Origin of the sequence: Pantoea sp. Z09, assembly GCF_022394795.1 — a bacterium.
Lineage (GTDB): Bacteria > Pseudomonadota > Gammaproteobacteria > Enterobacterales > Enterobacteriaceae > Pantoea > Pantoea latae.
The window spans coordinates 1,378,297-1,402,980 of record NZ_CP092373.1 but is presented as its reverse complement, the minus strand read 5'-3'; the positions used below and the strand labels follow the sequence as shown (position 1 = coordinate 1,402,980).

The window sequence follows — 24,684 nt, the reverse complement described above, 5'->3', positions numbered from 1 at the left end:
CCGCCGTTTTCACGCTTAGCGCCAGCCTAATTCCGGCGCGACATATTTCAGAATCGCTTCGATCACGTGCACGTTATAGGCGACGCCGAGCTGGTTCGGCACCGTCAGCAGCAGCGTGTCCGCCTCAGCGATTGCCTCATCCTGCGCCAGCTGCTTGATCAACGCCTCCGGCTCTGCCGCATAGCTGCGGCCGAAAATGGCGCGCGTTTTCTCGTCGAGGAAGCCAACGGAATCCTGCTCCTGGCCGCTGCGGCCGAAGTAGGCGCGGTCCATATCGTTCACCAGTGCAAAGATGCTGCGGCTCACCGAGACGCGCGGCTCGCGCTTGTGCCCCGCCGCTTTCCAGGCTTCGCGGTAGGCGCGGATCTGCTTCGCCTGCTGCACGTGGAACGGCTCGCCGGTTTCGTCATCTTTCAGCGTTGAGCTTTGCAGGTTCATGCCCATTTTTGCCGCCCACTCCGCCGTGGCGTTGGAGCCGGATCCCCACCAGATGCGCTCGCGCAGCCCCTCTGAGAACGGCTCAAGGCGCAGCAGGCCCGGCGGGTTCGGGAACATCGGCTGTGGATTCGGCTTAGCGAAGCCTTCGCCGCGCAGCACCTCTAAAAACGCTTCCGTGTGGCGACGGCCCATATCGGCGTCGGTTTCGCCCTCCTGCGGCGCATAGCCGAAGTAGCGATAGCCTTCCACCACCTGCTCCGGCGAGCCGCGGCTGATGCCGAGCTGCAGGCGGCCGTTGCTGATCAGGTCCGCCGCGCCGGCGTCTTCCGCCATGTAGAGCGGATTCTCATAGCGCATATCGATTACGCCGGTGCCGATCTCAATTTTGCTGGTGCGCGCGCCGACCGCCGCCAGCAGCGGGAACGGCGAGCTGAGCTGACGCGCAAAGTGGTGCACGCGGAAGTAGGCGCCGTCCGCGCCCAGCTCTTCAGCCGCGACCGCCAGGTCGATAGACTGCAGCAGCACATCCTGCGCAGAGCGGGTGGCGGACTGTGAAGAAGGGGTCCAGTGACCGAAAGATAAGAAGCCAATATTTTTCATGATTCAGTTCCTTGCGCGGGCAGCCTGTGCCCCGGCGTGAGAGAGAAGAGTCGATAGGCAAAGGTTACGTCAGCCGTCGCTCGACTGATAGCCAATAGTTTTCAACCGTATCATCAAGATTTTCGACATAAGTAAGAGAGAGAAGATCTTTCTCTTTTTCATCGCCTTCACGCATGTTGTGCTGAATTTCATCACACTCGGCAGGTTGCCATGACAAGAGGATCGTCTGCGTATCTCGACGCGCAGCAGCGCGCGCACATTCATCGCTGGCGTAAGAGCTGGCTGTGGCGCAGCGAGCTGCCCACCTGGCTGCTGATGGCCACCATCTACGGCGGCTGGTTCGCCACGCTGGCGCACTGGCGAACGCTGGGGCTGTGGCCCGCTACCCTGCTGCTGATCCTTTTTACCTGCTGGTATCTGTCGCTGCAGCATGAGCTGATCCACGGCCATCCGACGCGCTTCCCGCGGCTCAACCAGCTGTTCGGCACGCTGCCGCTGGCGGTGTGGTATCCCTACGGGCTTTACCGCGATTCACATCTGGCGCACCACCGCAACCACAGCCTGACCGATCCCGACGAGGATCCAGAAACCTACTACCTGTCGCCGGCGCGCTGGGCGCGGCTGCGTCCGTGGCAGCGCCGGGCGATCCACCTGCGCAACACCTTTCCCGGTCGGCTGCTGCTGGGGCCGCTGCTGGATATCGCCGCCACGCTGCGGTCGCTGCTGCTGGCGTTCTGTCGGGGCGAAGGGCGCGCTATCGCCATGTGGGTGATCCATCTGCTGCTGCTGGCGGGGCTGTTTTTCCTGATGGCGCGCCAGGGCTTTTCGCCGCTGTGGTTTGTGCTGGCGGTGAGCTATCCCGCGCTGATGCTGACCAAGGTGCGCTCTTTTTACGAACACCGCGCCGCTGCCGATCCGCTGGCGCGCTCGGTGAATAACGAGGCGGGCTGGGCGTGGCGCCTGCTGTTTCTTAATCTTAACTATCACGCGGTGCATCACGACCTACCCGGCCTGCCGTGGTATGGTCTGCGCAGGGTCTATCTGCTGTGGCGCGACGACTATCACCAGCGCAACCGCGGCTTTCGCGCGGCGGGCTACGGCGAATGGTGGCGGCGCTTCTCGACCCGCCCCGTGAACGTTAACGCCCATCCGGGCTGGCAACAGGATGCAGAGCATGAAGCGCCTTGCGTTACCGATGTACGACATTCACCACCCCAACACCCAGGCGCTGAGCGCAAAGCTGGCGCAGCGATTACAGGCGGATGTTGAGTGGCCAGAGGATCTGCTTAAACACTGGCACGCCAGCGATCTGCTGCTGAGCCAGACCTGCGGCTACCCGCTGATGACGCAGCTGCCAGAGGTGCAGCTGGTCGGCGCCTTTACCCTTAGCGCGCCGGGCTGTGACGGTGCACGCTACCGCAGCTGGCTGGTGGCGCGGGCGGAGGATGAGGATCGCGCGCTGGCGGATTTTCGCGGCCGCCGCGCGGTGGCCAACAGCCTCGATTCCCACTCTGGCTACAACGCGCTGCGCTACCTGATCGCGCCGCTGGCGCAGGATGGCCGCTTTTTTAGCGCCACGACGCTGAGCGGCAGCCATCGCCAGTCGCTGGCGGATCTGCGCGCCGGGAAGGCCGATATTGCGGCGATTGACTGTGTGACCTGGGCGCTGCTGCGGCGTCACGCCGCGCAGGAGCTGGCGGGCCTGGCGATTATCGGCGAAACCCCGCTCTGCCCCGCGCCGCCGCTGATTACCGCGGCGCAGACGGACGCGCAGACGCTGGCGACGCTGCGTGATGAATTAGCCCGGCTGGCAAAAGAGAAAGCGGCGCGCGCCAGTTTTATTACCGGCTTTACCGTGCCGACGCGCGAGGCGTATCAGGAGATTGTTCGCTGGGAGCAGCAGGCCGCCGCGCTCGGCGTGACGGCCCTGTAGCTCAGGCCACCTGCTGGCGACGCCTGGCGAACTGGTTCTCCGGCTCGACGAGGCCAAGATTTTCACGCAGCGTCTCGCCTTCATACGCCTGACGATAGATGCCGCGCGCCTGCAGCAGCGGGATCACCTGATCGACAAAGTCGTCGAAGGCGGTCGGCGTGCCGCCGCGCACCACGAAACCGTCCGCCGCGCCGCTGAGAAACCACTCCGCTAAGCCGTCCGCCACCTGCTGCGCCGTGCCGAGGAAGGTCGGACGCGGCGTCGCCTCTTCCAGCGCCGCCTGGCGCAGCGTCAGGCCGCGCTCGCGCGCGTTGCGCTTGATGGCGTCGGTGGTGCTGCGGAAGCTGTTTTCGCCGAGGTCGCCGATCGCCGGGAACGGCGCGTCGGCATCGTACTGGCTGAAGTCGTGATGCTCAAAGTAGCGGCCCAGATACTCCAGCGCCTTGTCGAGCGTCACCAGCTCGGCGGTCTGCTGATAGCGGCGCTCGGCGTCAGCCTCGCTGCTGCCGATAATCACGCTGATGCCCTGAAAGACGCGAATATCATCGGCGTGGCGGCCGCGCGCCACCAGCCGACGGCGCACATCCTCGCGGAATTCGCGCGCCAGCGCTGGCGTCTCCTGCCGGGTATATATCGCGTCGGCGGCTTCGGCGGCGAAGGCTTTGCCCGCCTCCGACGCGCCCGCCTGAAACACCACCGGACGGCCCTGCGGCGAACGGCCAACGTTAAGCGGCCCCTGCACCGAGAAGTATTTGCCTTTATGGTTGAGCGTGTGCAGCTTGTCGGCGTCGAAGAACTGGCCGCTCGCCTTGTCGCGCACAAAGGCGTCCGCCTCCCACGAGTCCCACAGCCCTTTCACCACCTCAAGATATTCACTGGCGACGCGATAGCGCTCGTCATGCTCCGGATGGCTGGCGCGGGAAAAGTTTTTCGCCGATCCCTCCAGCGGCGAGGTCACCACGTTCCAGCCAACGCGACCGCCGCTCAGGTGATCGAGGCTGGCGAACTGGCGCGCCACGGTAAAAGGCTCGCTGTAGGAGGTGGAAAGCGTCGCCACCAGCCCGATGTTTTTCGTCACCAGCGACAGCGCCGAGAGCAGCGTCACCGGCTCAAAGCGATTGAGAAAATGGGGGATCGACTGCGGCGTAATATAGAGGCCGTCGGCGACAAACAGAAAGTCGATCTTCGCCTGCTCCGCCTTGCGCGCCAGATCCAGCACGTAATCGACGTTGATGCTGGCGTCGGCCACCGCATCGGGATGACGCCAGGCGGACATATTGCCGGAGGCGCCCTGAATTATGGCTCCCAGCCGCAGCTGGCGTTGTGTCTGACTCATGCTGTTCTCCTTTATGCGACGGCAGGCCGCCAGGCGGGAAGCGCCGGCAGGGCCTGTAACAGTTTTTGCGTCCAGGGATGCTGCGGCGCGTCGAACACCTGACGCAGATCGCCGCTCTCCACCACCTGGCCGTTTTGCATCACCAGCACGCGGTCGGCGAGGTGCTGGATGACGCCGAGATCGTGGGAAATAAACAGCAGCGCGGTGCCGTGCTCTGCCTGCATGTCGGCCAGCAGATCCAGCACCTGCGCCTGCACTGAGACGTCGAGCGCGCTCACCGGTTCGTCCGCTACCAGCAGCGCCGGATTGGGCGCAAAGGCGCGCGCGATGGCGACGCGCTGGCGCTGGCCGCCGGAAAGCTGCTGCGGATAGCGATGGAGAAAGCGATCGCCGAGCTGCACTTCGTCCAGCAGCTGGCGCACGCGCTGGCGGCGCGCATCGCCAAAAATGCCCGCGCTGTCGAGGCTCTCGCCAATAATCTTTTCCACCGTGTAGCGCGGATCGAAAGAGCTAAAGGGATCCTGGGCGATCAGCTGCAGGAGCGCTCGACGCGCGCGGCGCGCCTTCTCGTGAAGGCGATCCCAGCGGCTGCCCTCCAGCAGCAGCGTGCCGCTGTCCGGCTCGGTCAGCCCCATCACCACTTTCACCAGCGAGGTTTTGCCGGAGCCGGATTCGCCCACCACGCCGAGGGTTTCGCCCGGATGCAGGCGGAAATGAATATTGTTCAGCACCTGGCGATCGCCGTAGGCCTTATTCAGCCCGATCGCCTCCAGCAGCGGCGCGTTGCCGGGCTGCGGGCGCGGCGGCAGCGGCGTCGGCTCGGCGGCGCTCAGGCGCAGGCCGCGCGTGGCGGGGGTCGGCACCGCGCGCAGCAGGCGCTGCGTCCAGGGATGCTGCGGCCGCGCCAGCAGCGGAGCGCTATTACCCTGCTCCACCACCTCGCCGTCGCGCATCACCAGCACGCGATCCGCCAGTTCCGAAACCACCGCCAGGTCGTGGCTGATCAGCAGCAGCGCGTGGCCGTCGCGGCGGCGCTGCGCCAGCAGCTGTAAAATTTGCTGCTGCACCGTCATATCGAGCGCCGTGGTCGGCTCATCGGCGATCAGCAGCGCCGGGCTGGCCGCCAGCGCGGCGGCGATCAGGGCGCGCTGGCGCTGGCCGCCGGAAAGCTGATGCGGATAGCGCGCCAGGCGGTTTTCCGCGTCGGGGATCCCCGCCGCCTGCAGCAGCGCAATGCTTTTCGCCTGCAGACTGCCGCGCGCGCCAGCGGCGCTCAGCGCGTCCGCCAGCTGCTGACCGATGCGCCGCAGCGGATCGAGCGACACCAGCGCGTCCTGCAACACATAGCCGATGCGCCGGCCGCGCAGTGCGCGCCACGCTTCGCGCCCGGCGTGGCGCATATCGTGGCCGTCAATGACGAAGCGATCGGCGCTCAGGGTGGCGCCGTCGGGCAGCAGCCCGAGCAGGCTGCGCGCCGTCAGGGTTTTGCCGGAGCCGGACTCGCCCACCAGCGCCACCGACTCGCCCGGCTGCACCTGCAAATCGAGATTTTTCACCACATAGTGCGGCCCAAAGCGGATAGAGAGATTGAGAATATCGATCACCGGCTTCATGCTTCGCCTCCTTCAAAACGCGCCTGCCAGTAGCGGCCCAGCGTGTTGACCGCAATCACCGTCAGGGTGATAAACACCCCAGGCCAGACCGCGATCCACCAGGCGTTGCGCAGATAGTTGCGCCCTTCCGCCAGCATCAGCCCCCACTCTGCGGTTGGCGGCTGTGGCCCCATGCCGAGAAAGCTCAGCCCGGCGGTGCCGATAATGGCGGTGCCCAGCCCGAGCGTCGCCAGCGCCGGCACCTGCGCAAGGGCGTGCGGCAGAATATGACGCAGGATCAGCGTGGCGCGCGACAGGCCAAAGGTGCGCGCCTGCTCGACATAGCCAGAGGTCATGACGCGGTAAGTCTGCGCACGCACTACGCGGGCGAAGCGCGGCACCGACGCCACGCCCAGCGCGATAATCAGATTCGTGGTGCCGGGCCCGGTAAAGGCGATCAGCATCAGCGCCAGCAGCAGGTCGGGAAAGGCGGAGATGACGTCGACCGCGCGGCTCAGCAGCTCGTCAATCATGCCGCGCGCCAGCGCCGCGACCAGCCCGAGCAGCGTGCCGAACAGCACCGCCAGCGTCATGGCCGCCACGCTGATTAGCAGCGAGTAGCGGCTGCCGTAAATCACGCGGGTCAGCAGATCGCGTCCCAGCTGATCGGTGCCGAGCCAGTGCTGCGCCGAGGGCGCCAGCTGGGCGTTGAGCGGATCGGCCAGCAGCGGATCGCCGGGCGCCAGCCACTGCGGCGCAACCACCGCCAGCAGCACCAGAAACAGAAAGAGGATCGCGGCCCACACCGCGGCAGGCAGCGAGAAGGAAACGCGTTGCAGAATCGCTTGCATTATTGCGGCTCCCCACGCAGGCGCGGATCGATCCACAGCGCCAGAATATCCACCAGCGTGCTCATCACCACGTAGATCAGCGCCGATAAGATCGCCACCGCCAGCACCACCGGCAGATCCTTCGCCAGCACCGCGTCCACCGTCAGCTTGCCGAGGCCGGGACGGCCAAAGACCTGCTCGGTGATCACCGCGCCGCTCAGCAGACCGCCCACCAGCCAGCCGGTGAGCGTTACCGCAGGCAACGCGGCATGGCGCAGCGCGTGGCGCAGGCGGATGGTGGTTTCACCGACGCCCCAGGCGCGCAGCGTCAGGGTAAAGGGCGCCTCCAGCGCGCGCTCCAGCTCGCGCCGCAGCAGCTGCGCAATCACCGCGCCCTGCGCCAGACCCAGCGCCAGCGCGGGCAGCACCAGCGCGGAGAGCGTGCGGTCGCCCGCCACCGGGAACCAGCGCAGCGTGAAGCTAAAGAGAAACAGCAGCACGATGCCCATCCAGAACGACGGCGTCGAGGCGAGCAGCAGCTCCAGCGCGTTGGCCACGCGTCGGCCCCAGCGGCGATGCGCGGTGGCAACGGCCACCGCGACGGCGAACAGCACGCTCACCAGCAGCGCCGCCAGCGTCAGCTTGATGGTGGGCCACAGCTGCCTCGCCAGCAGATGGCTCACCTCGGTATTCAGGATGTAGGAGCGGCCGAAATCGCCGTGCAGCACGCGCCAGAGATAGTGCAGATACTGCAGCCACAGCGGCTCGTTCAGCCCCCATTCGGCGCGGATCGCTGCCTCGATGGCGGGCGTGCGCACCTGTTCGCCGATCAGCAGGCTGACGATATCCCCCGGCGCCAGATGCACGCCGAGAAACGCCAGCGTCACGGCGGCCCACAGCACCAGCACGCCGCCGCCCAGCCGGCCGGCAATACGCCGCGCCAGCGCGTGGCGCCACAGCGATGGCGCGGGCTTACGCGGCGCGCGGGTTGCGATGCTCTCCAGACTCATCCTCGCCTCCTGTTAATGTTCATCGAGCCAGACGTCGTAAGCGCTCTCCGGCATCTGTTTGTAGCTGCGGAAGCCGTAGCCGTGCACATAGCGCGCAGTGGCGAGCTGGTCTTCCGGCTCGTAGAGCGGCAGCGCCAGCGCCAGGTCGGTCAGCGCGCGCTTTTGCAGATCGCTGTAGGCCTGGCGACGCTGGGCGATATCCAGCGTGCCGGCGGCCTTGTCCAGCAGCGCATTGATCTGGTCGTCATTGACGCGGCTGTAGTTGATGGCGCCGCCCTGCTTAATGGGTCGGTAGTGGTTTTCGATATCCACGCCGTCGGTGGGCGTGTTGGAGTTGGCGATGGTGCCGAACTTGCCGCTGGCACGCACCTCGGTGTAGGTGCCAGAGTCGACGTAGTTCAGCTTAAGATCGACGCCGAGCCGCTGGCGCGCCTGCGCCTGAATCGCCTGCAGCAGCACGTCACGCTGGTCGCGCACCGTGGCCTGCGCCTGGATCAGCTCAATGCGCAGCCGCTGGCCATTTTTGGTGCGGAAGCCGTCGCCGTCGCGCGCGCTCCAGCCCGCCTCGTCCAGCAGTTTGTTGGCGGCCTCTGGCTGGTTGCCATACTCGCCTTCCAGCGCCTTGTTATAGAGCGGATCGACCGGCGAGGTAATGCCCCACGCGCGGGTGCGCTCGCCGCGATAGACCGATTTCAGCAGCGGATCGATCGCCAGACCCTGCAGCAGCGCCTGGCGCACGCGCACATCCTGGGTCGGGCCATAGTCGACGTTGAGGAACAGCGAGTAGGGCGTGCCGGTGTTCAGCGCGTGCTGGTAGGTGAAGTCGTCGTTGTCTTTAAACTCGCCTGCGTCGTTACCGGAGATGCCCTCAATGGCGTCCACCTGGCCGGAGAGCAGCGCGCCGGTGCGCACCGAGGACTCCGGCAAAAAACGGTAGGTGACGCGATCGAGATACGCCGGGCCCTGATGTTTCGCCGTGGCGGGCGCCCAGCGGTAGTTCGGGTTGCGGACAAAGGTCACCTGCTGCCCTTTCTCATAGCTGTCGAGAATAAAGGGCCCGGTGCCGGCAATCTCCTTGCCGCCCGACTTGAGCTGCGCCGACTGCCAGCTGGCGGGCGCGAGAATTTGCAAACCGGCGGCGAACGACAGGAACGGCGCATAGGTGGCGTTAAGGTTGATCACCACCGTGGCGTCGTCTGGCGTCTCGATGCTGGCGATATGGGTGCCCATCAGGCAGAGGCTGGTGCCCGCACAATACTTCGCGTCCTGGGTATGGCGAAAGTTTTCCGCCACCGCGTTGGCGTTTAGCTTTTCGCCGTTGGAGAAGGTGACGTCGCGGCGCAGGGAGAAGCGCAGGGTTTTGCCGTCCGGGCTGATGTGATAGCTTTCCGCCAGCCAGGGAACAAAGCTGCCGTCGGGACGGCGCGCCAGCAGCGACTCCCAGAAATTGCGCAGGGTGATTTCCGCTTTATCCTGACCATTCAGCTGCGGGTTAAAGGTGGTGGGTTCGGTCTCGACGCCGACCGTCAGCGTGCCGCCGCTGCGCGGTGCGTCAGCGGCCAGCAAAGGTGATGCGCTTGCCAACAGAGAGGTGAAACCCAGCGCAAGGGTAAACGACTTTTTCATATTATCCTTATAAGAAGCAGGTGTGTTTTATTTTGTGAATCAGGCCGAGCGTGCTAATGGCGAGGCGGCAGCAGGGGTAAATTCCTTTTTCATAAAAACCAGCGCTTCGCCTAATGGGTTGGTGCGATGATAAAAAGGCTGATAGCCGCGGCGCTGATATAATTCGCTGAGCCACGGATGTTTTATCGCCGTCGCCAGATACACGCCCGGCGCTTTTAGCGTCTCCTTTAATAAATGATCTTCCGCCCAGCTGATAATTTCACGGCCATACCCCTGGCCTTTAAAATCGGGATCGACGGCGAACCAGTGAATAAAGGGCAGCTGCGACGGCGCGTTCGGCTCCGGCGTCCAGCTGAAGCGCACCGTGACCGTCGCCACCGCCCGCTTCCATTTACGCAGCACCAGCACCGTTTCTCGCTCTATGGTCTGACGCACCTGCGCTATATTGCCCTGCGTAATGGTGAAATGGATATCCTGCGCCAGCAGCGAGGCGTAGGCGCGCTGCAGCAGGGCGAAAATCTCTTCCGCATCTTCGGGTTTTGCCACCTCAACAGACTGACTCATATTTTTATTCCTGGGTTAATCACCGGGAAATTATTAAAATTCGGCGTGCTAAATGTAAAACAACAATAATGACAATCGTTTTTTCGAATACGGGAATCCATAACAGCCTGACGCAGCAATAACCGCGTCAGGCGCATATCGACAGAACAAATAGTGAAATTAACGATCGCTCAGCCAGACGTCGTAGGCATTTTCCGGCATCTGCTTAAAGCTGCGAAAACCGTAGCCGTGTACGTAGCGCGCGGCGGCGATTTGATCCTCCGGCTGATAGAGCGGCACCGCCAGCGCCAGCTGGATCAGGGCGCGGTTTTGCAGTTCGCTGTAGTCCTGACGCCGCTGCGCGACATCCAGCGTGCTGGCGGCTTTATCCAGCAGCGCGTTAATCTGCTCATCGTTGACGCGGCTGTAGTTAATCGCCCCGCCCTGGCTGATGGGCCGATAGTGATTTTCAATATCGATGCCGTCGGTTTCGGTGTTGGAGTTGGCGATGGCGCCAAACTGGCCGCTGTTGCGCACCGCGCTGTAGGTGCCCGAATCGACGTAGCGCAGCCTGAAATCGATGCCGAGCCGCTGGCGCGCCTGCGCCTGAATCGCCTGCAGCAGCACGTCGCGCTGGTCGCGCACCGTCGCCTGCGCCTGGATCACCTCAATGGTTAGCCGCTGGCCGTTTTTGCTGCGGAAGCCGTCAGCGTCGCGCGCGGTCCAGCCCGCCTCATCCAGCAGCCGGTTGGCCGCCTCCGGCTGGTTGCCATATTTGCCCTCCAGCGCCTTGTCATACAGCGGTTCCACCGGCGAGGTGATACCCCAGCCGCGGGTGCGTTCGCCGCGATAGACCGACTGCAGGATCGGGTCGATGTGCAGCCCCTGCACGATCGCCTGGCGCACGCGCCGATCCTGGGTCGGGCCGTAGTCGACGTTGAGATAGAGCGAGTACGGCGTGCCGGTGTTCAGCGCGTGCTGGTAGGTGAAGTCGCCGTTCTCTTTAAACTCGCCCGCATCGTTGCCGGAGATGCCTTCAATGGCGTCCAGCTGGCCGGAGAGCAGCGCGCCGGTGCGCACCGAGGATTCCGGCAGAAAGCGGTAGGTAACGCGCTCAAGATACGCCGGTCCCTGATGTTTCGCCGTGGCGGGCGCCCAGCGGTAGTTCGGGTTCCTGATAAAAGTGACCTGCTGCCCTTTTTCATAGCTGTCGAGAATAAAGGGGCCGGTGCCGGCGATCTCTTTGCCGCCCGACTTGAGCTGCGCCGAGTGCCAGCTGGCGGGCGCGAGGATCTCCAGCGCGGCGGCAAACGACAGAAACGGCGTATAGCCCTGTTTCAGGGTAATGATGACGGTGGCGTCATCGGGCGTTTCGATGCGGCTGATGCGCGCGCCCATCATGCACAGGCTGGATCCGGCGCAGTATCCGGCATCCTGGGTATGGCGAAAGTTTTCCGCAACGGCGTTCGCGTCCAGCTTCTCGCCGTTGGAGAAGAAAACGTCGCGGCGCAGCGTAAAACGGTAGCGGGAGCCGTCCGGGCTCGCCTCGTAGCGCTCCGCCAGCCAGGGAACAAAGCTGCCGTCGGGCTGACGCGCCAGCAGCGACTCCCAGACGTTGCGCAGCGTCACGTCAGCTTTTGCCTGCCCGTTAAGCTGGGGATTGAAGGTGTTGGGTTCGGTTTCGACGCCGACGGTGAAGCTGCCGCCCGATCGCGGCGTTTCGGCGGCGGAGACGGCGGCGACGTGGCCCAGCAGGCAGATCGCGCCCAGCGCGCGGTGCAGAGAATGTGCGTTCATAGTGTCCTTGTCCGCAGAGAGGAAAGGCGCGCGCCCACGGCGCGCGCAAAAGAGTCGAGCCGCGAAATGATTAAACGGGGGAAAAGAGGAAGTAAAACGAGAATAGTGACAATGGTTTGACGTCAGGCGGGAATAGAGAAGGATGGCGTCCCTGCCATCCGCGGCGGAAAACTCAGTGACGCGCCGCCACCACCGCGTCGGCCACCTGACGCGGCGCCTGCGCGTAGTGGGCGAACTCCATGCTGTAGGTGGCGCGCCCCTGCGTCAGGGAGCGCAGCGCGGTGGAGTAGCCGAACATCTCCGCCAGCGGCACTTCGGCGCGGATGATGCGGCCGCCGAAGTGCTCATCCATGCCCTGCACCTGTCCGCGACGCGACGAGAGATCGCCCATAATGCCGCCCGCGTACTCTTCCGGCGACTCCACTTCCACCTTCATCACCGGCTCCAGCAGCACCGGCTCGGCCAGCTTCGCCGCCGCGCGGAAGCCGAGAATGGCCGCCATGCGGAACGCCATCTCCGAGGAGTCGACGTCGTGATAGGAGCCGAAGGTCAGCGTCGCCTTCACATCGACAATGGGATAGCCGGCAATGACGCCGGTATTGAGCGCCTCGCGGATGCCCTTCTCCACCGACGGAATATATTCGCGCGGCACCACGCCGCCTTTGGTGGCGTCTTCGAACACAAAGCCGCCGCCCGGCGCCAGCGGCTCCAGCGTCAGCACCACGTGGCCATACTGTCCTTTGCCGCCGGACTGGCGCACAAATTTGCCTTCGACGTCGCGCGCCGCTTTGCGCAGCGTCTCGCGGTAGGTCACCTGCGGTCGACCGATATTTGCCTCGACGCCGAATTCGCGCTTCAGGCGGTCAACGATGATCTCCAGATGCAGCTCGCCCATGCCGGAGATAATCGCCTGGCCCGACTCCTCGTCGGTGTGCAGCCGGAACGAGGGATCTTCTGCCGCCAGCCGCTGCAGCGCGAGGCTCATCTTCTCCTGATCGCCTTTGGTTTTCGGCTCGATAGAGAGCGAGATCACCGGCTCCGGGAACTCCATGCGCTCCAGGGTGATAATGGCGCTGGGATCGCACAGGGTTTCCCCGGTCGTCACCTCTTTCAGCCCGACGCAGGCGGCGATATCTCCGGCGCGGATCTCTTCGATCTCATGGCGCGCGTTGGCGTGCATCTGCACGATGCGGCCAATGCGCTCTTTCTTGCCCTTCACCGCGTTCCAGACGCTGTCGCCTTTGCGCAGCACGCCGGAATAGACGCGCACAAAGGTGAGCTGGCCGACAAAGGGATCGCTCATTAGCTTGAACGCCAGCGCCGAGAAAGGCTCGTCATCGCCCGGATGCCGCTCCGCCTCGTTGCCGTTTTCATCCACGCCTTTGATGGCGGGAATATCCGCCGGTGACGGCATCAGCTCCACCACCGCGTCAAGCATGCGCTGCACGCCCTTGTTCTTAAAGGCGCTGCCGCACAGCATCGGCTGGATCTCGTTGCGCAGCGTGCGCTGGCGCAGGCCGGCGATAATCTGGTCGTGCGCCAGATCGCCGCTCTCCAGCCAGGCTTCCATCAGTTCATCACTCGCTTCCGCCGCCGCCGCGACCATTTTTTCCCGCCAGGCGTTCGCCTCGTCCAGCAGCGCGTCGGGGATCGGCGCGTAGCTGAAGGTCATGCCCTGCGACGCCTCGTCCCAGTAAATCGCCTGCATCTTCAGCAGATCGACCACGCCGCTGAAGTGCTCTTCCGCGCCGATGGGCAGGACGATCGGCACCGGGTTGGCGCCTAGACGATCTTTCATCATCTGCACCACGCGAAAGAAGTCCGCGCCCTGCCGGTCCATTTTGTTGACGAAGGCCAGGCGCGGCACATGGTATTTATTGGCCTGACGCCACACCGTCTCCGACTGCGGCTGAACGCCGCCGACGGCGTCATAGACCATCACCGCGCCGTCCAGCACGCGCATTGAGCGCTCGACCTCAATGGTGAAGTCAACGTGGCCGGGCGTGTCGATAATATTGATGCGGTGCGGCGCGAAGCTGCCGTCCATGCCGGGCCAGAAGCAGCTGACCGCCGCCGAGGTAATGGTGATGCCGCGCTCCTGCTCCTGCGCCATCCAGTCGGTCGTTGCGGCGCCATCGTGCACTTCACCCAGCTTATGGCTCATCCCGGTGTAAAACAGGATGCGCTCAGTGGTGGTGGTTTTACCGGCATCGATATGCGCGGAGATGCCGATATTGCGGTAACGCTCAACGGGAAGGGTTCGGGGCATGATGCGTCCTTAGTCGGTTGACTTGTGGCGCGGCGCACAGGATTGCGCGCCGTCGGTGAGCAGCTTACGCCCACTGTACGATTAAATACGAACAGATTGAGCTATAATTGCGCAATGCATAGATCGTAGAGCAGGAAAACCATGCTGGAAAATCATCCGCAGCCGCACGAAATCAAACTGGAAAACGTGCTGTTCGCGCTGGGCAATCCGCTTCGCCTCGCCATTCTCCAGTCGCTGGCAGAGCGCGGCGAGCAGAGCTGCAACGCGCTGCGCGGCGAGATCGCCAAATCGACCATGACGCATCACTGGCGCGTGCTGCGCGACAGCGGCGTGATCTGGCAGCGGCCCGTGGGGCGGGAGAATCTGATTTCGCTGCGGCGCGACTGCCTGGATCAGCGCTTTCCCGGCCTGCTGGACGCGCTGCTGACGGCGGCGACGCAGCGCTGAGCGACGCGACGCTGGCAACCGCCGCCGCCAGGTTTTAAGGTATCAGCCTCAACTGTTAAGGGAAAAATCGATCATGCGCATTCTTATCGCAGGCGCCGGGGCCACCGGCGGATATTTTGGCGCGCGTCTGGCGCAGGCGGGACGCGACGTTACCTTTCTGGTGCGCGAGCGTCGTTTTCAGCAGTTACAGCAGCACGGGCTGGTGCTGCGCACGCCGCAGGGAGTGGAGAAGCTGCAGCCGCAGCTGGCGCAGGCGGGATCGCTGCGCGGCGCGTACGACCTGATCATTCTGACGGTGAAAAGCTTTGGTCTGGCGCAGGCGATAGAGGACATTGCGCCCGCCGTCGGCGAGCAGACGCTGATCCTGCCGATCCTCAACGGCATGCGCCATATCGATACGCTGCGCGAGCGCTTCGGCGATAAGGTGATCGGCGGGCTGGTGAAGATCAACGCCACGCTGGGCGAACAGGGCGAGGTGGTGCAGATGACGCCGCTGCACCAGATCTACTACGGCGCGCTGGATGGCCGCAACGACGCGCGGCTGCAGCGTGTCGATGAAGCGCTGCGCGCCGCCCGCGTCGAGACCTTTTTTAGCGACAATATCATCAGCGAACTCTGGGAGAAGTGGCTGCTGCTGAGCACGCTCGGCGCCTTCTGCTGCCTGACGCGCGGCGATACGCAGCAGGCGCTGACCGCCGAGGGCGGCGAGGCGCTGCTGCACGCCCTCTTCAGCGAGGTGCTGGCGACGATTACTGCCGACGGCTACCAGCCGCGCCCGGCGGTGACGGCGAAAATTTTCGCGCTGCTGAGCAACCCCGCCACGCCGATGACCTCGTCGATGTACCGCGATTTAACCCAGGGCTTTGATATCGAAGCGGAACAGGTGATCGGCGATCTGGTGCAGCGCGCGCGGCGCAACGGCGTCAGCGTGCCGCTGCTTAACGCGGTGAATGTCAATCTGCAGGTCTATCTCAAGGGACGTTAACGCCGCGCCGCCAGCCGCGCCTGCACGGCGGGCAGCTGCATCAGACGATGCCAGGCGGCGTCTACCGCGTCGGGCATCTCTACCTCGCCGAAAAATCCGGCGCCGCGCGGCCCGTAGCCTTTTTCATCGTTGCGCAGGCGCTCAACTTCGCCCATCAACAGCTGCACGAAGCGCTCCAGCGACCAGAGCCCCTGCGGCGGCGCGCCGGTCACGCGCGCCATGCCGCCGTCAAGTATCACCACCGGCGTAAACACCGGCCAGTTGATAAACAGCGGCGCGTCGTCGCGGTGGCGCCACTGCCAGCGAAAGGTGGCGTCGGCGCGGCGCTGCAGCAGCGGGTCCTGGATCAGCACCACGCGCTGCGGCCGCAGGTGCTGCGCATCGAGCAGGCGCTGGCTAAAGGCGGCATTCTCGCCAGAGTGGCGCGACTCCCCTTCCAGCAGCAGCTGATCCTCGTCGATGCCGCCGAAAACCCTGGCGATAGCCGCCAGCATCTGCGCCTCGCTGTTGCCGCGCGTGTCGATATCGCGATAGAGCGGATGCAGCGCCATCGCCTGCGCCAGCGCGCCGGTGGCGTGGCCGATGCCGCCGCTGAGCAGCAAGGGCAGCCCGAAGCGTTTTGCCAGCGCCACCGCACCCTCGATGTTCGGCAGCACCGCATGGCCGGCGAGGATCGCCATATCCGCATCAATGTCGCCCTCAACGGGCATCTCGTCCAGCGCCAGCCAGGCGGCGATAAGATTAAGATCCTGAATAGCCTGCGGGGTAAGCTGCATGTTTCCTCCGTGTCGGATGACGCGCGGGCGCGACGGAACGCCCTGCGACGATGAAATTTTGCTACACTGCCCGCCTCTGTTCTGTGGAGAATTCCATGACTTCCCGCGCTATTACCCTCGACGACGTCGCCCGCCTGGCGGGCGTCTCCTATCAGACCGTTTCTCGCGTGCTTAACCACTCGCCGCAGGTGTCGCCGCGCACGCGCGCGAAGGTGGAAGCGGCGATGCAGCAGCTCAACTATGTGCCAAACCGCGTGGCGCAGCAACTGGCGGGCAAAGCGACGCGCACCCTCGGCCTCGCCACCAGCGATCTGGCGCTGATGGCGCCGGCGCAGATTGCCTCGGCGATCCAGCAGCGCGCCAGCCGTGCCGGCTACCATCTGGTGATCGCCATGCGCGGCCAGCACAGCGCCGCCGACACCGTCAACGAACTGCTGGCGCAGCGCGTGGATGCGCTGATGATCAACCTGCCGCTGGCCGTCGAAGAGGCGGAGCAGATCCAGACGCTGTGCGGCGACAAGCCGGTGATTTTTATGGATGTCGACCCTGAGGCAAAGGTGGCGCAGTGTCAGTACTCCAACGCGCGCGGCGCGCGGGCGGCGGTTGAGCACCTCGTGGCGCTGGGACATCGCCAGATCGGCCTGCTGAACGGCCCGGCGCAGGCGATCTCAGCACGGCTGCGGGAAGCGGCCTGGCGCGCGGCGCTGGCGGCGCATCAGCTGACGCCCTGCTGCGTGCTGCAGGGCGACTGGAGCGCACAGTCCGGCTATCAGGCGATGCTGCAGCAGCTGCCGGATCGCCTGCCGCAGGCGCTGCTGGTGGCGAACGATCAGATGGCGCTGGGCGCGATGCGCGCGCTGCACCAGCACGGCGTGGCGATCCCGGCGCAGATATCGATCGTCGGCTATGACGATACCGCTGAAAGCGCCTGGTATCAGCCGCCGCTCACCACGGTGCGTCAGGATCTGCAGGCGCTGGGCGAGACGTGCGTCGAGACGCTGCTGGCGCGGCTGCAGGATGAGGCACCGCCGCAGCGGGCGCTGGAGCCGGCGCTGGTGCAGCGCGCAACCACCGCCGCGCCGGGCGGCGAAGCGCCCGACCTGGCGGCGCTGGCGCAGCAGCTACAGCAGATTGCGCGTCAGTTGCAGCATCGCTGAGGGTGGAGTAAAAGCGTATATTCTGTTCACACTGTTTGTCAGGGAGATAAACATGCCGACCGTTCTCAGAATTGGTGCGTACCGCTTCTATTTCTACAGTCATGAACCTAACGAACCCGCGCACATCCACGTTGATAAGGAGAATGCAACGGCTAAAATATGGTTGCATGACTTGAGCGTGGCGCGCAGTGTGGGTTTTGCTTCGCATGAGCTGCGTGAACTTCAGCGCCTGGTGAAAGAGAACCAGAATCATCTTCAGGAGGCCTGGAATGCTTATTTTACAAAGTGAAAACGATATCCGCGTCATGGAAGTTCATATAGATGATGACCGTCTGACTGTCGATCTGATGGATGGGCGCACTATCTCCGTGCCGGTTGCATGGTACCCGCGTCTGGCTGCCGGCACGCCTGAACAGCGTCAGAAATGGGAACTGTGTGGCGCAGGCTACGGCATTCACTGGCCCGATCTTGATGAAGACCTGAGTACAGAGGGCCTACTGCGTGGCGCAAAGGGAATATTAACAGGACAATGACGCTGATTTTCTCCGTAGTCGTACCCTTCCTCGGGACGAAGTGCAGATAAAAAAACCGCAGACTTAAAAAGCTGCGGTTTTTTACGCTATGAAAATGAATTTGTCTTCTGTACGGCCAGTTACTGCGCTTTCGGCTCGCCCATTGATTTCAGTTTTTTCGACAGGTCGCGACGCTCTTTCGACAGATCGGCGTTTTTAATGATGTATTCATCCACACGATCTTCGTAGTCGGAACGCATTGAGGCGATGATTTCCTGAATCGCTTCGATGCTCATGCCGGGTTTGATGTACTCGCTCAGGTTGTCCAGCAGCAGAACACGCTTCTGGTTATCACGAATTTTCTTTTCGTTATCCGTGATTTCACGCTGCAGTTTGTTTTTGCGACGGAACATACGCACAAACTCCAGTACGTCCTGAAATGATTGCTTGGCATTTTCCATGGTGGCACCTTTTTTTGGGCCTGCTTGCGCAGGGAGTAGAGTCATAACCTTCAGCTTAGCGGTTCGCCAGCCGTGGCGACAATTGTCGCCGCTAAAATCGGACTGGCGCTTATCTTAGCGCAAAGAATGCGCCTTTCGCATTAAGTCATTGTCCCTGGTGATTATTTGCGCAGCGCCAGGCGGATGAGATCGGTCATACGCTCCAGCTGCTTCGCCAGCTCGAGGCTCAGCCAGACATAGCCATAGATCGGCGCCTCCTCCAGCCGCTCGCTGCCCGCATCGGCGATCAGCTGCTTTAGCTCGCGGGTAATCTCCGTCAGCTCATGGCTGTTGGCCACCACCTCGTCGGTTTCGCCGCGCAGCGCCAGCACCGAGAGCGCCCGCAGCGTCTTTTCGGTCATCTGCTGGGTGCGGCGCAGCGTCGGCGCGTTCAGCAGGATCAAATGGGTTTCGCGCGAGGCCCACCAGGCTTCGATCTGCATCTCCACCGTGTTCACCATATTGCGGTTGATGGTCTGAATCGCTTCAAACACCGATTTCGGGATGCGCGTCTCTTTACTGGCCGGCACCAGCAGCGCGCGCATTTTCACCACGCTGGTGAGCAGCTTGCCAATCGGCTTCTTCAGGCGCGGCTTCTCAATCAGGTTAGGCGAGAAGCCGGCGTGATAAATCTTGGCGATTTCCGCCAGCGAATCCGACAGCTGGATGCGCCAGTGGGTGTAGGCGCGCTGCGCCCAGATTGCGCTGAACAGCAGCGCCAGCAGCGAGCCGAGAATAACGTCGCCGCCGCGCCACAGCGCCACGGTGAAGTCACCCGCCGGCGCGCCCACCACCACGCTGAGCGTAATGCCGATCAGCAGCGCCATATAGGGATGTTTCCCCAGCGTCAGGTAGCCGCACACCATCATCACCACGCCGCACCACGCCAGCATCACCGGCAGCGACATCAGCTCCAGCTTGAGGGCGATCAGCCCGGAGATGGAGCCGGCAAAGGTGCCGCAAATGCGCTGGATGGCGCGCGGAAACACGTTGCCCCAGGTGGAGATCGGCCCCATCACCACCACCAGCGTAATCAGCGGCCAGGTGCCCTCTGGAATGCCGGTCAGCCGTACCAGCAGAAAGGTGAGTAAAAAGGCGATGGCGATGCGCACGCCATGCACGCTGCGGTAGTGGCGATAGAACCAAAACTCAATATTCGATATGGGCTTATCAGGACGCAAGGTGGCTTTCCGGCTGAGGATCATAAAGTGCGTTATTTTATCCCATGACGTTGCTAAGGCTTACTGCCGCTTCTACATTTCAATACAGTTTTGACACCTTCTTACAATTATCAACACTCGCTTTACAAGCAATCAAAATAACCAAAACAACAAACTAACCACATCTTCTCTTTTCGTTTATTTGATAACACGATCAAAGGAAGCAACATGAAAAAAAGAGCCAAAACCCTGCCGGGCGTGACGCGACGGCAGGTGCTGACCTGGTCTACGTTAGGCGTAGCCGCCACGGTTACTCGCGCGGCCGACGCCGTCTCTCTGCAAGGTTCGCCCGGCTGGACGCCCTTCTCCGATAACCCCCCTGAAACCTTTGGTCAGCCCGGCTGGCTCTTTTTCACGCCGCAGGAAGCGGAAACCATGGAAGCGATTGTCGATCGCCTGATCCCCGCCGACGAGCTGAGTGTGGGCGGCAAAGAGGCGGGCTGCGCGCAGTTTATCGATCGCCAGCTGCACGGCTTTTACGGCACCTTCGAGCGCATTTATATGGAAGGCCCGTTCCAGAAAGGCACCGTCGAACAGGGCGATCAGTCTCCGCTGGTGCCGCAGCAGCGCTACCGTCAGGGCCTGGCCGCGCTCGACCGCTACGTCCAGCAGACCTCGCAAAAACGCTTCAAAGAGCTGACCCCACAGCAGCAGGACGCGCTGCTGGCCGCGATGGAAGCGGGCAAGGTGCATTTCGAGGGCTTTGACGCCCAGTCGCTGTTTATCGAGGTGCTCAACAACACCATGGAGGGCTTTTTTGCCGATCCCATTTACGGCGGCAATCGCGAGATGGCGTCGTGGAAGATGCTGGGCTTCCCCGGCGCACGCTACGACTATCGCCCCTACATCGAGCGCCATAACGAAGATCTGCATCTCGAACCCATCAGCATCGCCCAGTGGAAAGCCAAGGATAAGCCATGAAAAAGTTACCCAAAACGGATGTCGTGGTGATCGGCCTCGGCTGGGCGGGATCGATTATCGCCAATGAGCTGGCCGACGAGGGGCTGGAGGTGATCGGCATCGAGCGCGGCCCGTGGCGCGACACCGCGCGCGATTTCAATATCGGCACCGTCACCGACGAGCTGCGCTATGTGATGCGCGAAGAGCTGATGCTGCGCACGCGCCAGAACACCTGCACCATGCGCAATAACCCATCGCAGACCGCGCTGCCAATGCGCACCTGGGGATCCTTTCACCCCGGCAACGGCACCGGTGGCGCGGGCAACCACTGGGCGGGCATTACCTTCCGCTTTCAGCCGCACGAGTTCCAGCTGAAGAGCTATCTCACCGAGCGCTACGGCGCCGACGCGATGCCCGGCGAGCTGACGTTGCAGGACTGGGGCACCACGTGGGAAGAGATGGAGCCGCACTATATGCAGTTCGAGCGCGTGGCGGGCACTTCCGGCTACGCGGGCAATCTTAACGGCGAAAAGCGCGCCGGCGGCAACCCGTTCGAAGGGCCGCGCAGCGGCGACTATCCGACGCCACCGCTGCGTCAGCCCTACGGCCCGACGCTGTTTGCCCAGGCGGCGAAAGAGATGGGCTATCAGCCCTTCCCGGTGCCCTCTTCGCTGGTCTCTGAGGCCTACACCAACCCCTACGGCGTCACCATGGGGCCCTGCACTTTTTGCGGCTTCTGCACCAACTACGGCTGCGCCAACTACTCCAAAGCGAGCGCCATTACCACCGTGCTGCCCGCGCTGATGCGCAAAGAGAACTTTACCGCCTACACCAACTGCGAAGTGCTGGAGGTGCTCACCGACGCTAGCGGTAAAAAAGCGACCGGCGTCACCTATGTGGATTCGTCGGGCGATAGCTGGGAACAGCCGGCCGATCTGGTGATCGTCGCCGCTTTTACCTTTGAGAACGTGCGGCTGATGCTGCTGTCGCAAATCGGCGAGGCCTACGATCCGGTGACTAACAAGGGCACCACCGGCCGCAACTACGCCTACCAGACCGCCAACAACGTGACGCTGTTTTTCGACGACAAGAACTTTAATCCCTTTATCGGCGCCGGCGCGGTTGGCATGGGCATTGATGAGTTCAACAACGATAACTTCGACCACAGCGGCCTCGGCTTTTTCGGCGGCGGCAGTATTCGCGTCACGCCGATCGGTTCCGCCCCTATCGGCTATCGCCCGCTGCCGCCCGGCACGCCGAAGTGGGGATCGAAATGGAAGCGCGCGCTGAAGGATAACTATCTCAGCACCATGTCAATCGGCTGCGAGGCGAGCAGCTACACCACGCGCACCAACTACCTGTCGCTCGATCCCAACTACAAGGATCCGCACGGCCGCCCGCTGCTGCGCATTACCTTCGACTTCTCGCAGAATGACCTGAAGATGGCGCAGTACTGCACCGGCAAGGTGGCGGAGATCGCCAAATCGATGAACCCGCGCGAGATGATCGTCAAACCGATGACTGGCCACTGGAGCAGCGTGCCCTATCAGTCCTCGCACGTTGTCGGCGGCTTTGTGATGGGCGCCGATCCCAGCACCAGCTCGGTGAATAAACATTTGCAGGTGTGGGACGTGCCGAACCTGTTTGTGGTGGGCGCCTCCGCCTTTCCGCAGAACCCCGGCTATAACCCGACCGGCACCGTGGGCGCGCTGGCGTTCAAGGCGGCGCACGCGATCCGCACATGGTATCTGAAACGTCCAGGGGAGATGATCACCGCATGAAAACGCTGAATCTCCTCTCCGCCGCGCTGCTGCTTGCCGCGAGCGCGGCTGCCCAGGCGCAGCCGGAATATGACCAGTACGCGCGCGGCAGCTATCTCGCCACGCTCGGCGACTGCACCGCCTGCCACACCACCGATGCGAAGCAGCCCTACGCGGGCGGCGTGAAAATTAATACGCCGTTCGGCGTGCTGGCCGGCGCCAATATTACGCCGGATCGCGAAACCGGCATCGGCGACTGGAGCTATGACGACTTCCGCCGCGCCATGACCGAAGGCATCGGTCACAACGGCAAACGGCTCTATGGCGCGATGCCCTTCACCGCCTATACCAAAATGTCGGAGCGGGACCTGCAGGATCTCTGGGCGTGGATACAGACGCTGCAGCCGATCCACCATGAAGTGGAGACCAACCAGCTGCCCTTTCCGTTTAATATCCGCACCAGCCTGATCGCCTGGAACTGGCTTAACTTCGACAAGGGCACCTTTACGCCCGACCCGAAAAAGTCAGCGGAGTGGAACCGCGGCGCTTACCTGGTGCAGGGTCTTGGCCACTGCGGCACCTGTCACACCTCGAAAAACTTTCTCGGCGGCGATAAAGGCGATCGCTTCCTCAGCGGTAGCGAAGTCGAGGGCTGGTATGCGCCCAATCTCGGCGCGGACAACCACACCGGACTGGGCAAATGGACGCAAGAGGATATCGTTAGCTATCTGCGCACCGGCGTGAACCGCTACGCTATCGCCTCCGGACCGATGGCCGACGCGGTGCGCCATTCCACGCAGCACTGGCGCGACGAGGATCTGCGCGCGGTGGCGACCTTCCTGAAAGAGGGGAAAACCCACGACGAGAGCGTGCCGCAGCCGCTGGCGGCCAGCGACGATCGCATGAAGCTCGGCGCGCAGATTTACGAAGCGAAGTGTTCCGCCTGCCACAGCCCTGGCGGACGCGGCGAGAAGAATATCTTCCCGCAGCTGGCGTCCAACCCGCTGATCAATCAGCCAAACGCCACCTCGCTGATCCGCGTGGTCAGCGCCGGCAGCCGCGGCGTCGATACTGACGCGCGACCGACCGCGCCCGCCATGCCCGCCTTTGCCGGCGTGCTGGATGACGAGCAGATTGCCGCCGTGCTGACCTACGTGCGCAACAGCTGGGGCAACGCCGCCGCGCCGGTCTCGGCCAGCGACGTTAAGGATGTGAAGGAGGAGCTGAAGTAAGGCGAACGGCGGCACGGAGGCCGCCTGCCTGCTGCTAGAATTTTTGCTTCAGGTAGTCCTGGATCCGCGTCAGGACGCCCGCTTTCTCCACCGCTGAGAGGGTCACTAGCGGGTAGCTCGCCAGCTGCTTCTCTTTGTCGATCACCTGAATCTCGCCGATGGTTTCGCCCGCTTTCAGCGGCGCTTCCAGCTCTTTGCGGTCAATCACATATTTCGCCTGCACGTTCTGGATCTCGCTGCGCGGCAGCGACAGGTAGACGTCGTTCGCGGTGCCGACGGCAACGCTGTGCGGATTGCCGTACCAGACGTTTTCCGTGCCGATTTTCTTGCCCGCGTGGAACAGCTGCACGGTGTCGAAGGTGTTCTGGCCCCAGACCAGCAGCTTGCGCGCCTGCTCTTCACGCCCTTTCGGGCTTTTGCCACCCATCACTACCGCGATCAAACGATGCTGGCCGACCACGTTCGAGGCGATGATATTAAAGCCCGCGGTTTCGGTATGGCCGGTTTTCAGGCCGTCAACGTGCAGGCTGTTGTCCCACAGCAGCCCGTTGCGGTTGTTCTGCGTGATGCCGTTCCAGCTAAGGGTTTTTTCGCTGTACATGGCGTAGAAATCGGGCTCGCCGCTGATAATCGCGCGCGACAGCTTCGCCATATCGAGCGCCGAGGAGAACTGACCCGGCGCGTCGAGGCCGTGCACGGTTTCAAAGTGAGTATTGGTCAGGCCCAGCTTCTGCACGTACTGGTTCATCATATTGACGAAATTCTGCTGGCTGCCCGCCACATAGTCAGCCAGCGCCACGCAGGCGTCGTTGCCGGAGTCGATGATGACGCCACGGCTGAGGTCGCGCACCGTGATCTTGTCGCCTGGCTTGATGAACATCAGCGACGAGCCTTTGAACACCGGGTTGCCGGCTGCCCAAGCGTCTTTGCCCACGGTCACGACGTCGTCGCGGGTGATTTTTTTCGCGTCGATGGCGCGGTCGACCACATAGCCGGTCATCAGTTTGGTCAGGCTGGCGGGGTTGCGGCGCTCGTCAGGATTGCCCGCGGTCAGCACCTGTCCGGTGGTGGCGTCCATCAGCACCCAGGAGGCGGCGTCAATCGACGGTGGCGTCAGGGGAAACGGCATATCGTCGGCGTGCGCCAGCGAAGCCAACAAGAGAGATCCAGATACAGTAATCAACAGACGCCTTTTCAACACTTCATCCTCAGGGTTACAGG

General features: G+C 63.2%; 23 protein-coding genes. 10 read left to right on the top strand and 13 right to left on the bottom strand.

The genetic code is table 11. The features are described from left to right. Positions 1 to 15: 15 nt before the first annotated feature. A complete protein-coding gene (locus MC269_RS06645) occupies positions 16 to 1,038 on the bottom strand; it encodes an LLM class flavin-dependent oxidoreductase (RefSeq protein ID WP_239954539.1) in 1,023 nt (340 codons plus the stop codon). 210 nt (positions 1,039 to 1,248) lie between these two features. Here MC269_RS06645 and MC269_RS06640 point away from each other — a divergent pair, with 210 nt between their 5' ends. Both MC269_RS06640 and MC269_RS06635 read left to right on the top strand, forming a co-directional pair. Further along, positions 1,249 to 2,307: a fatty acid desaturase gene (locus MC269_RS06640; protein ID WP_239954537.1), complete on the top strand. Its 1,059-nt coding sequence runs from the start codon at positions 1,249 to 1,251 to the stop codon at positions 2,305 to 2,307. Next, positions 2,204 to 2,971: a phosphate/phosphite/phosphonate ABC transporter substrate-binding protein gene (locus tag MC269_RS06635; RefSeq protein ID WP_239954536.1), complete on the top strand. Its 768-nt coding sequence runs from the start codon at positions 2,204 to 2,206 to the stop codon at positions 2,969 to 2,971. The genes MC269_RS06640 and MC269_RS06635 overlap by 104 nt, the downstream gene beginning before the upstream one ends. 1 nt (position 2,972) lies before the next feature. Here the strand turns inward: MC269_RS06635 and MC269_RS06630 are convergent, their stop codons facing one another. The 8 genes from MC269_RS06630 to fusA form a co-directional block, all read right to left on the bottom strand. Then, positions 2,973 to 4,307 carry an LLM class flavin-dependent oxidoreductase gene (locus tag MC269_RS06630; protein WP_239954535.1) on the bottom strand — a complete coding sequence of 445 codons (1,335 nt, stop codon included), beginning with the start codon at positions 4,305 to 4,307 and terminating at the stop codon, positions 2,973 to 2,975. Between the two features lie 11 nt (positions 4,308 to 4,318). Continuing rightward, positions 4,319 to 5,920 carry an ABC transporter ATP-binding protein gene (locus MC269_RS06625; RefSeq protein ID WP_239954534.1) on the bottom strand — a complete coding sequence of 534 codons (1,602 nt, stop codon included), beginning with the start codon at positions 5,918 to 5,920 and terminating at the stop codon, positions 4,319 to 4,321. Beyond that, complete coding sequence (locus MC269_RS06620; RefSeq protein ID WP_239954533.1) at positions 5,917 to 6,750, bottom strand: ABC transporter permease; 834 nt, start codon at positions 6,748 to 6,750, stop codon at positions 5,917 to 5,919. The genes MC269_RS06625 and MC269_RS06620 overlap by 4 nt, the downstream gene beginning before the upstream one ends. Then, complete coding sequence (locus MC269_RS06615; protein ID WP_239954532.1) at positions 6,750 to 7,739, bottom strand: ABC transporter permease; 990 nt, start codon at positions 7,737 to 7,739, stop codon at positions 6,750 to 6,752. Before MC269_RS06615 ends, MC269_RS06620 begins: the two co-directional genes overlap by 1 nt. A 12-nt stretch (positions 7,740 to 7,751) precedes the next feature. Continuing rightward, positions 7,752 to 9,365, bottom strand: a complete 1,614-nt coding sequence (locus tag MC269_RS06610; RefSeq protein ID WP_239954531.1) for an ABC transporter substrate-binding protein — start codon at positions 9,363 to 9,365, stop codon at positions 7,752 to 7,754. A 39-nt stretch (positions 9,366 to 9,404) separates the two neighbouring features. Further along, positions 9,405 to 9,929, bottom strand: coding sequence for a GNAT family N-acetyltransferase (locus tag MC269_RS06605; protein WP_239954530.1), 525 nt, complete (start codon positions 9,927 to 9,929; stop codon positions 9,405 to 9,407). 159 nt (positions 9,930 to 10,088) lie between these two features. Further along, a complete protein-coding gene (locus tag MC269_RS06600; RefSeq protein WP_239954528.1) occupies positions 10,089 to 11,705 on the bottom strand; it encodes an ABC transporter substrate-binding protein in 1,617 nt (538 codons plus the stop codon). Positions 11,706 to 11,877: 172 nt separating this feature from the next. Beyond that, positions 11,878 to 13,974, bottom strand: coding sequence for an elongation factor G (gene fusA / locus MC269_RS06595; RefSeq protein ID WP_239954526.1), 2,097 nt, complete (start codon positions 13,972 to 13,974; stop codon positions 11,878 to 11,880). 141 nt (positions 13,975 to 14,115) lie between these two features. Here fusA and MC269_RS06590 point away from each other — a divergent pair, with 141 nt between their 5' ends. Both MC269_RS06590 and MC269_RS06585 read left to right on the top strand, forming a co-directional pair. Next, positions 14,116 to 14,421 carry a helix-turn-helix transcriptional regulator gene (locus MC269_RS06590; protein ID WP_239954525.1) on the top strand — a complete coding sequence of 102 codons (306 nt, stop codon included), beginning with the start codon at positions 14,116 to 14,118 and terminating at the stop codon, positions 14,419 to 14,421. Positions 14,422 to 14,494: 73 nt separating this feature from the next. Next, entirely contained in the window at positions 14,495 to 15,406 is a 912-nt protein-coding gene (locus tag MC269_RS06585) for a ketopantoate reductase family protein (protein WP_239954524.1), read from the top strand. On the opposite strand, the gene MC269_RS06580 is transcribed toward MC269_RS06585, so the two are convergent. Further along, entirely contained in the window at positions 15,403 to 16,182 is a 780-nt protein-coding gene (locus tag MC269_RS06580) for a YdcF family protein (RefSeq protein WP_239954523.1), read from the bottom strand. The genes MC269_RS06585 and MC269_RS06580 overlap by 4 nt on opposite strands. A 95-nt stretch (positions 16,183 to 16,277) precedes the next feature. Between MC269_RS06580 and MC269_RS06575 the strand changes: the two genes are divergently transcribed. Genes MC269_RS06575 through MC269_RS06565 form a run of 3 tightly spaced genes read left to right on the top strand, consistent with a single transcriptional unit; the run spans position 16,278 to position 17,872 of the window. Continuing rightward, positions 16,278 to 17,339, top strand: coding sequence for a LacI family DNA-binding transcriptional regulator (locus MC269_RS06575; protein ID WP_239954522.1), 1,062 nt, complete (start codon positions 16,278 to 16,280; stop codon positions 17,337 to 17,339). 52 nt (positions 17,340 to 17,391) lie between these two features. Beyond that, the gene (locus MC269_RS06570) at positions 17,392 to 17,628 is read left to right on the top strand and encodes a DUF4160 domain-containing protein (protein ID WP_081139937.1); all 237 of its coding nucleotides are present in this window, start codon (positions 17,392 to 17,394) and stop codon (positions 17,626 to 17,628) included. Then, on the top strand, positions 17,609 to 17,872 hold the full coding sequence (locus MC269_RS06565; protein ID WP_081139935.1) for a DUF2442 domain-containing protein: 264 nt from the start codon (positions 17,609 to 17,611) through the stop codon (positions 17,870 to 17,872). Before MC269_RS06570 ends, MC269_RS06565 begins: the two co-directional genes overlap by 20 nt. A 119-nt stretch (positions 17,873 to 17,991) precedes the next feature. On the opposite strand, the gene tmaR is transcribed toward MC269_RS06565, so the two are convergent. Both tmaR and MC269_RS06555 read right to left on the bottom strand, forming a co-directional pair. Then, positions 17,992 to 18,312, bottom strand: coding sequence for a PTS system regulator TmaR (gene tmaR / locus MC269_RS06560; protein WP_033791495.1), 321 nt, complete (start codon positions 18,310 to 18,312; stop codon positions 17,992 to 17,994). 161 nt (positions 18,313 to 18,473) lie between these two features. Then, a complete protein-coding gene (locus MC269_RS06555; protein WP_174580905.1) occupies positions 18,474 to 19,532 on the bottom strand; it encodes an FUSC family protein in 1,059 nt (352 codons plus the stop codon). 207 nt (positions 19,533 to 19,739) lie between these two features. On the opposite strand from MC269_RS06555, the gene MC269_RS06550 reads away from it, so the two are divergent. From MC269_RS06550 to MC269_RS06540, 3 genes are read left to right on the top strand one after another with little or no spacing between them, the layout of a single operon-like run. Further along, positions 19,740 to 20,492, top strand: coding sequence for a gluconate 2-dehydrogenase subunit 3 family protein (locus tag MC269_RS06550; protein WP_239954521.1), 753 nt, complete (start codon positions 19,740 to 19,742; stop codon positions 20,490 to 20,492). After that, complete coding sequence (locus MC269_RS06545; RefSeq protein ID WP_239954520.1) at positions 20,489 to 22,252, top strand: GMC family oxidoreductase; 1,764 nt, start codon at positions 20,489 to 20,491, stop codon at positions 22,250 to 22,252. Before MC269_RS06550 ends, MC269_RS06545 begins: the two co-directional genes overlap by 4 nt. Further along, positions 22,249 to 23,463 (top strand): cytochrome c, encoded by a 1,215-nt coding sequence (locus MC269_RS06540; protein WP_239954518.1) that lies wholly within the window; start codon positions 22,249 to 22,251, stop codon positions 23,461 to 23,463. The genes MC269_RS06545 and MC269_RS06540 overlap by 4 nt, the downstream gene beginning before the upstream one ends. 34 nt (positions 23,464 to 23,497) lie before the next feature. On the opposite strand, the gene dacD is transcribed toward MC269_RS06540, so the two are convergent. Beyond that, positions 23,498 to 24,661, bottom strand: coding sequence for a serine-type D-Ala-D-Ala carboxypeptidase DacD (gene dacD / locus MC269_RS06535; protein ID WP_239954516.1), 1,164 nt, complete (start codon positions 24,659 to 24,661; stop codon positions 23,498 to 23,500). Positions 24,662 to 24,684: the final 23 nt, after the last annotated feature.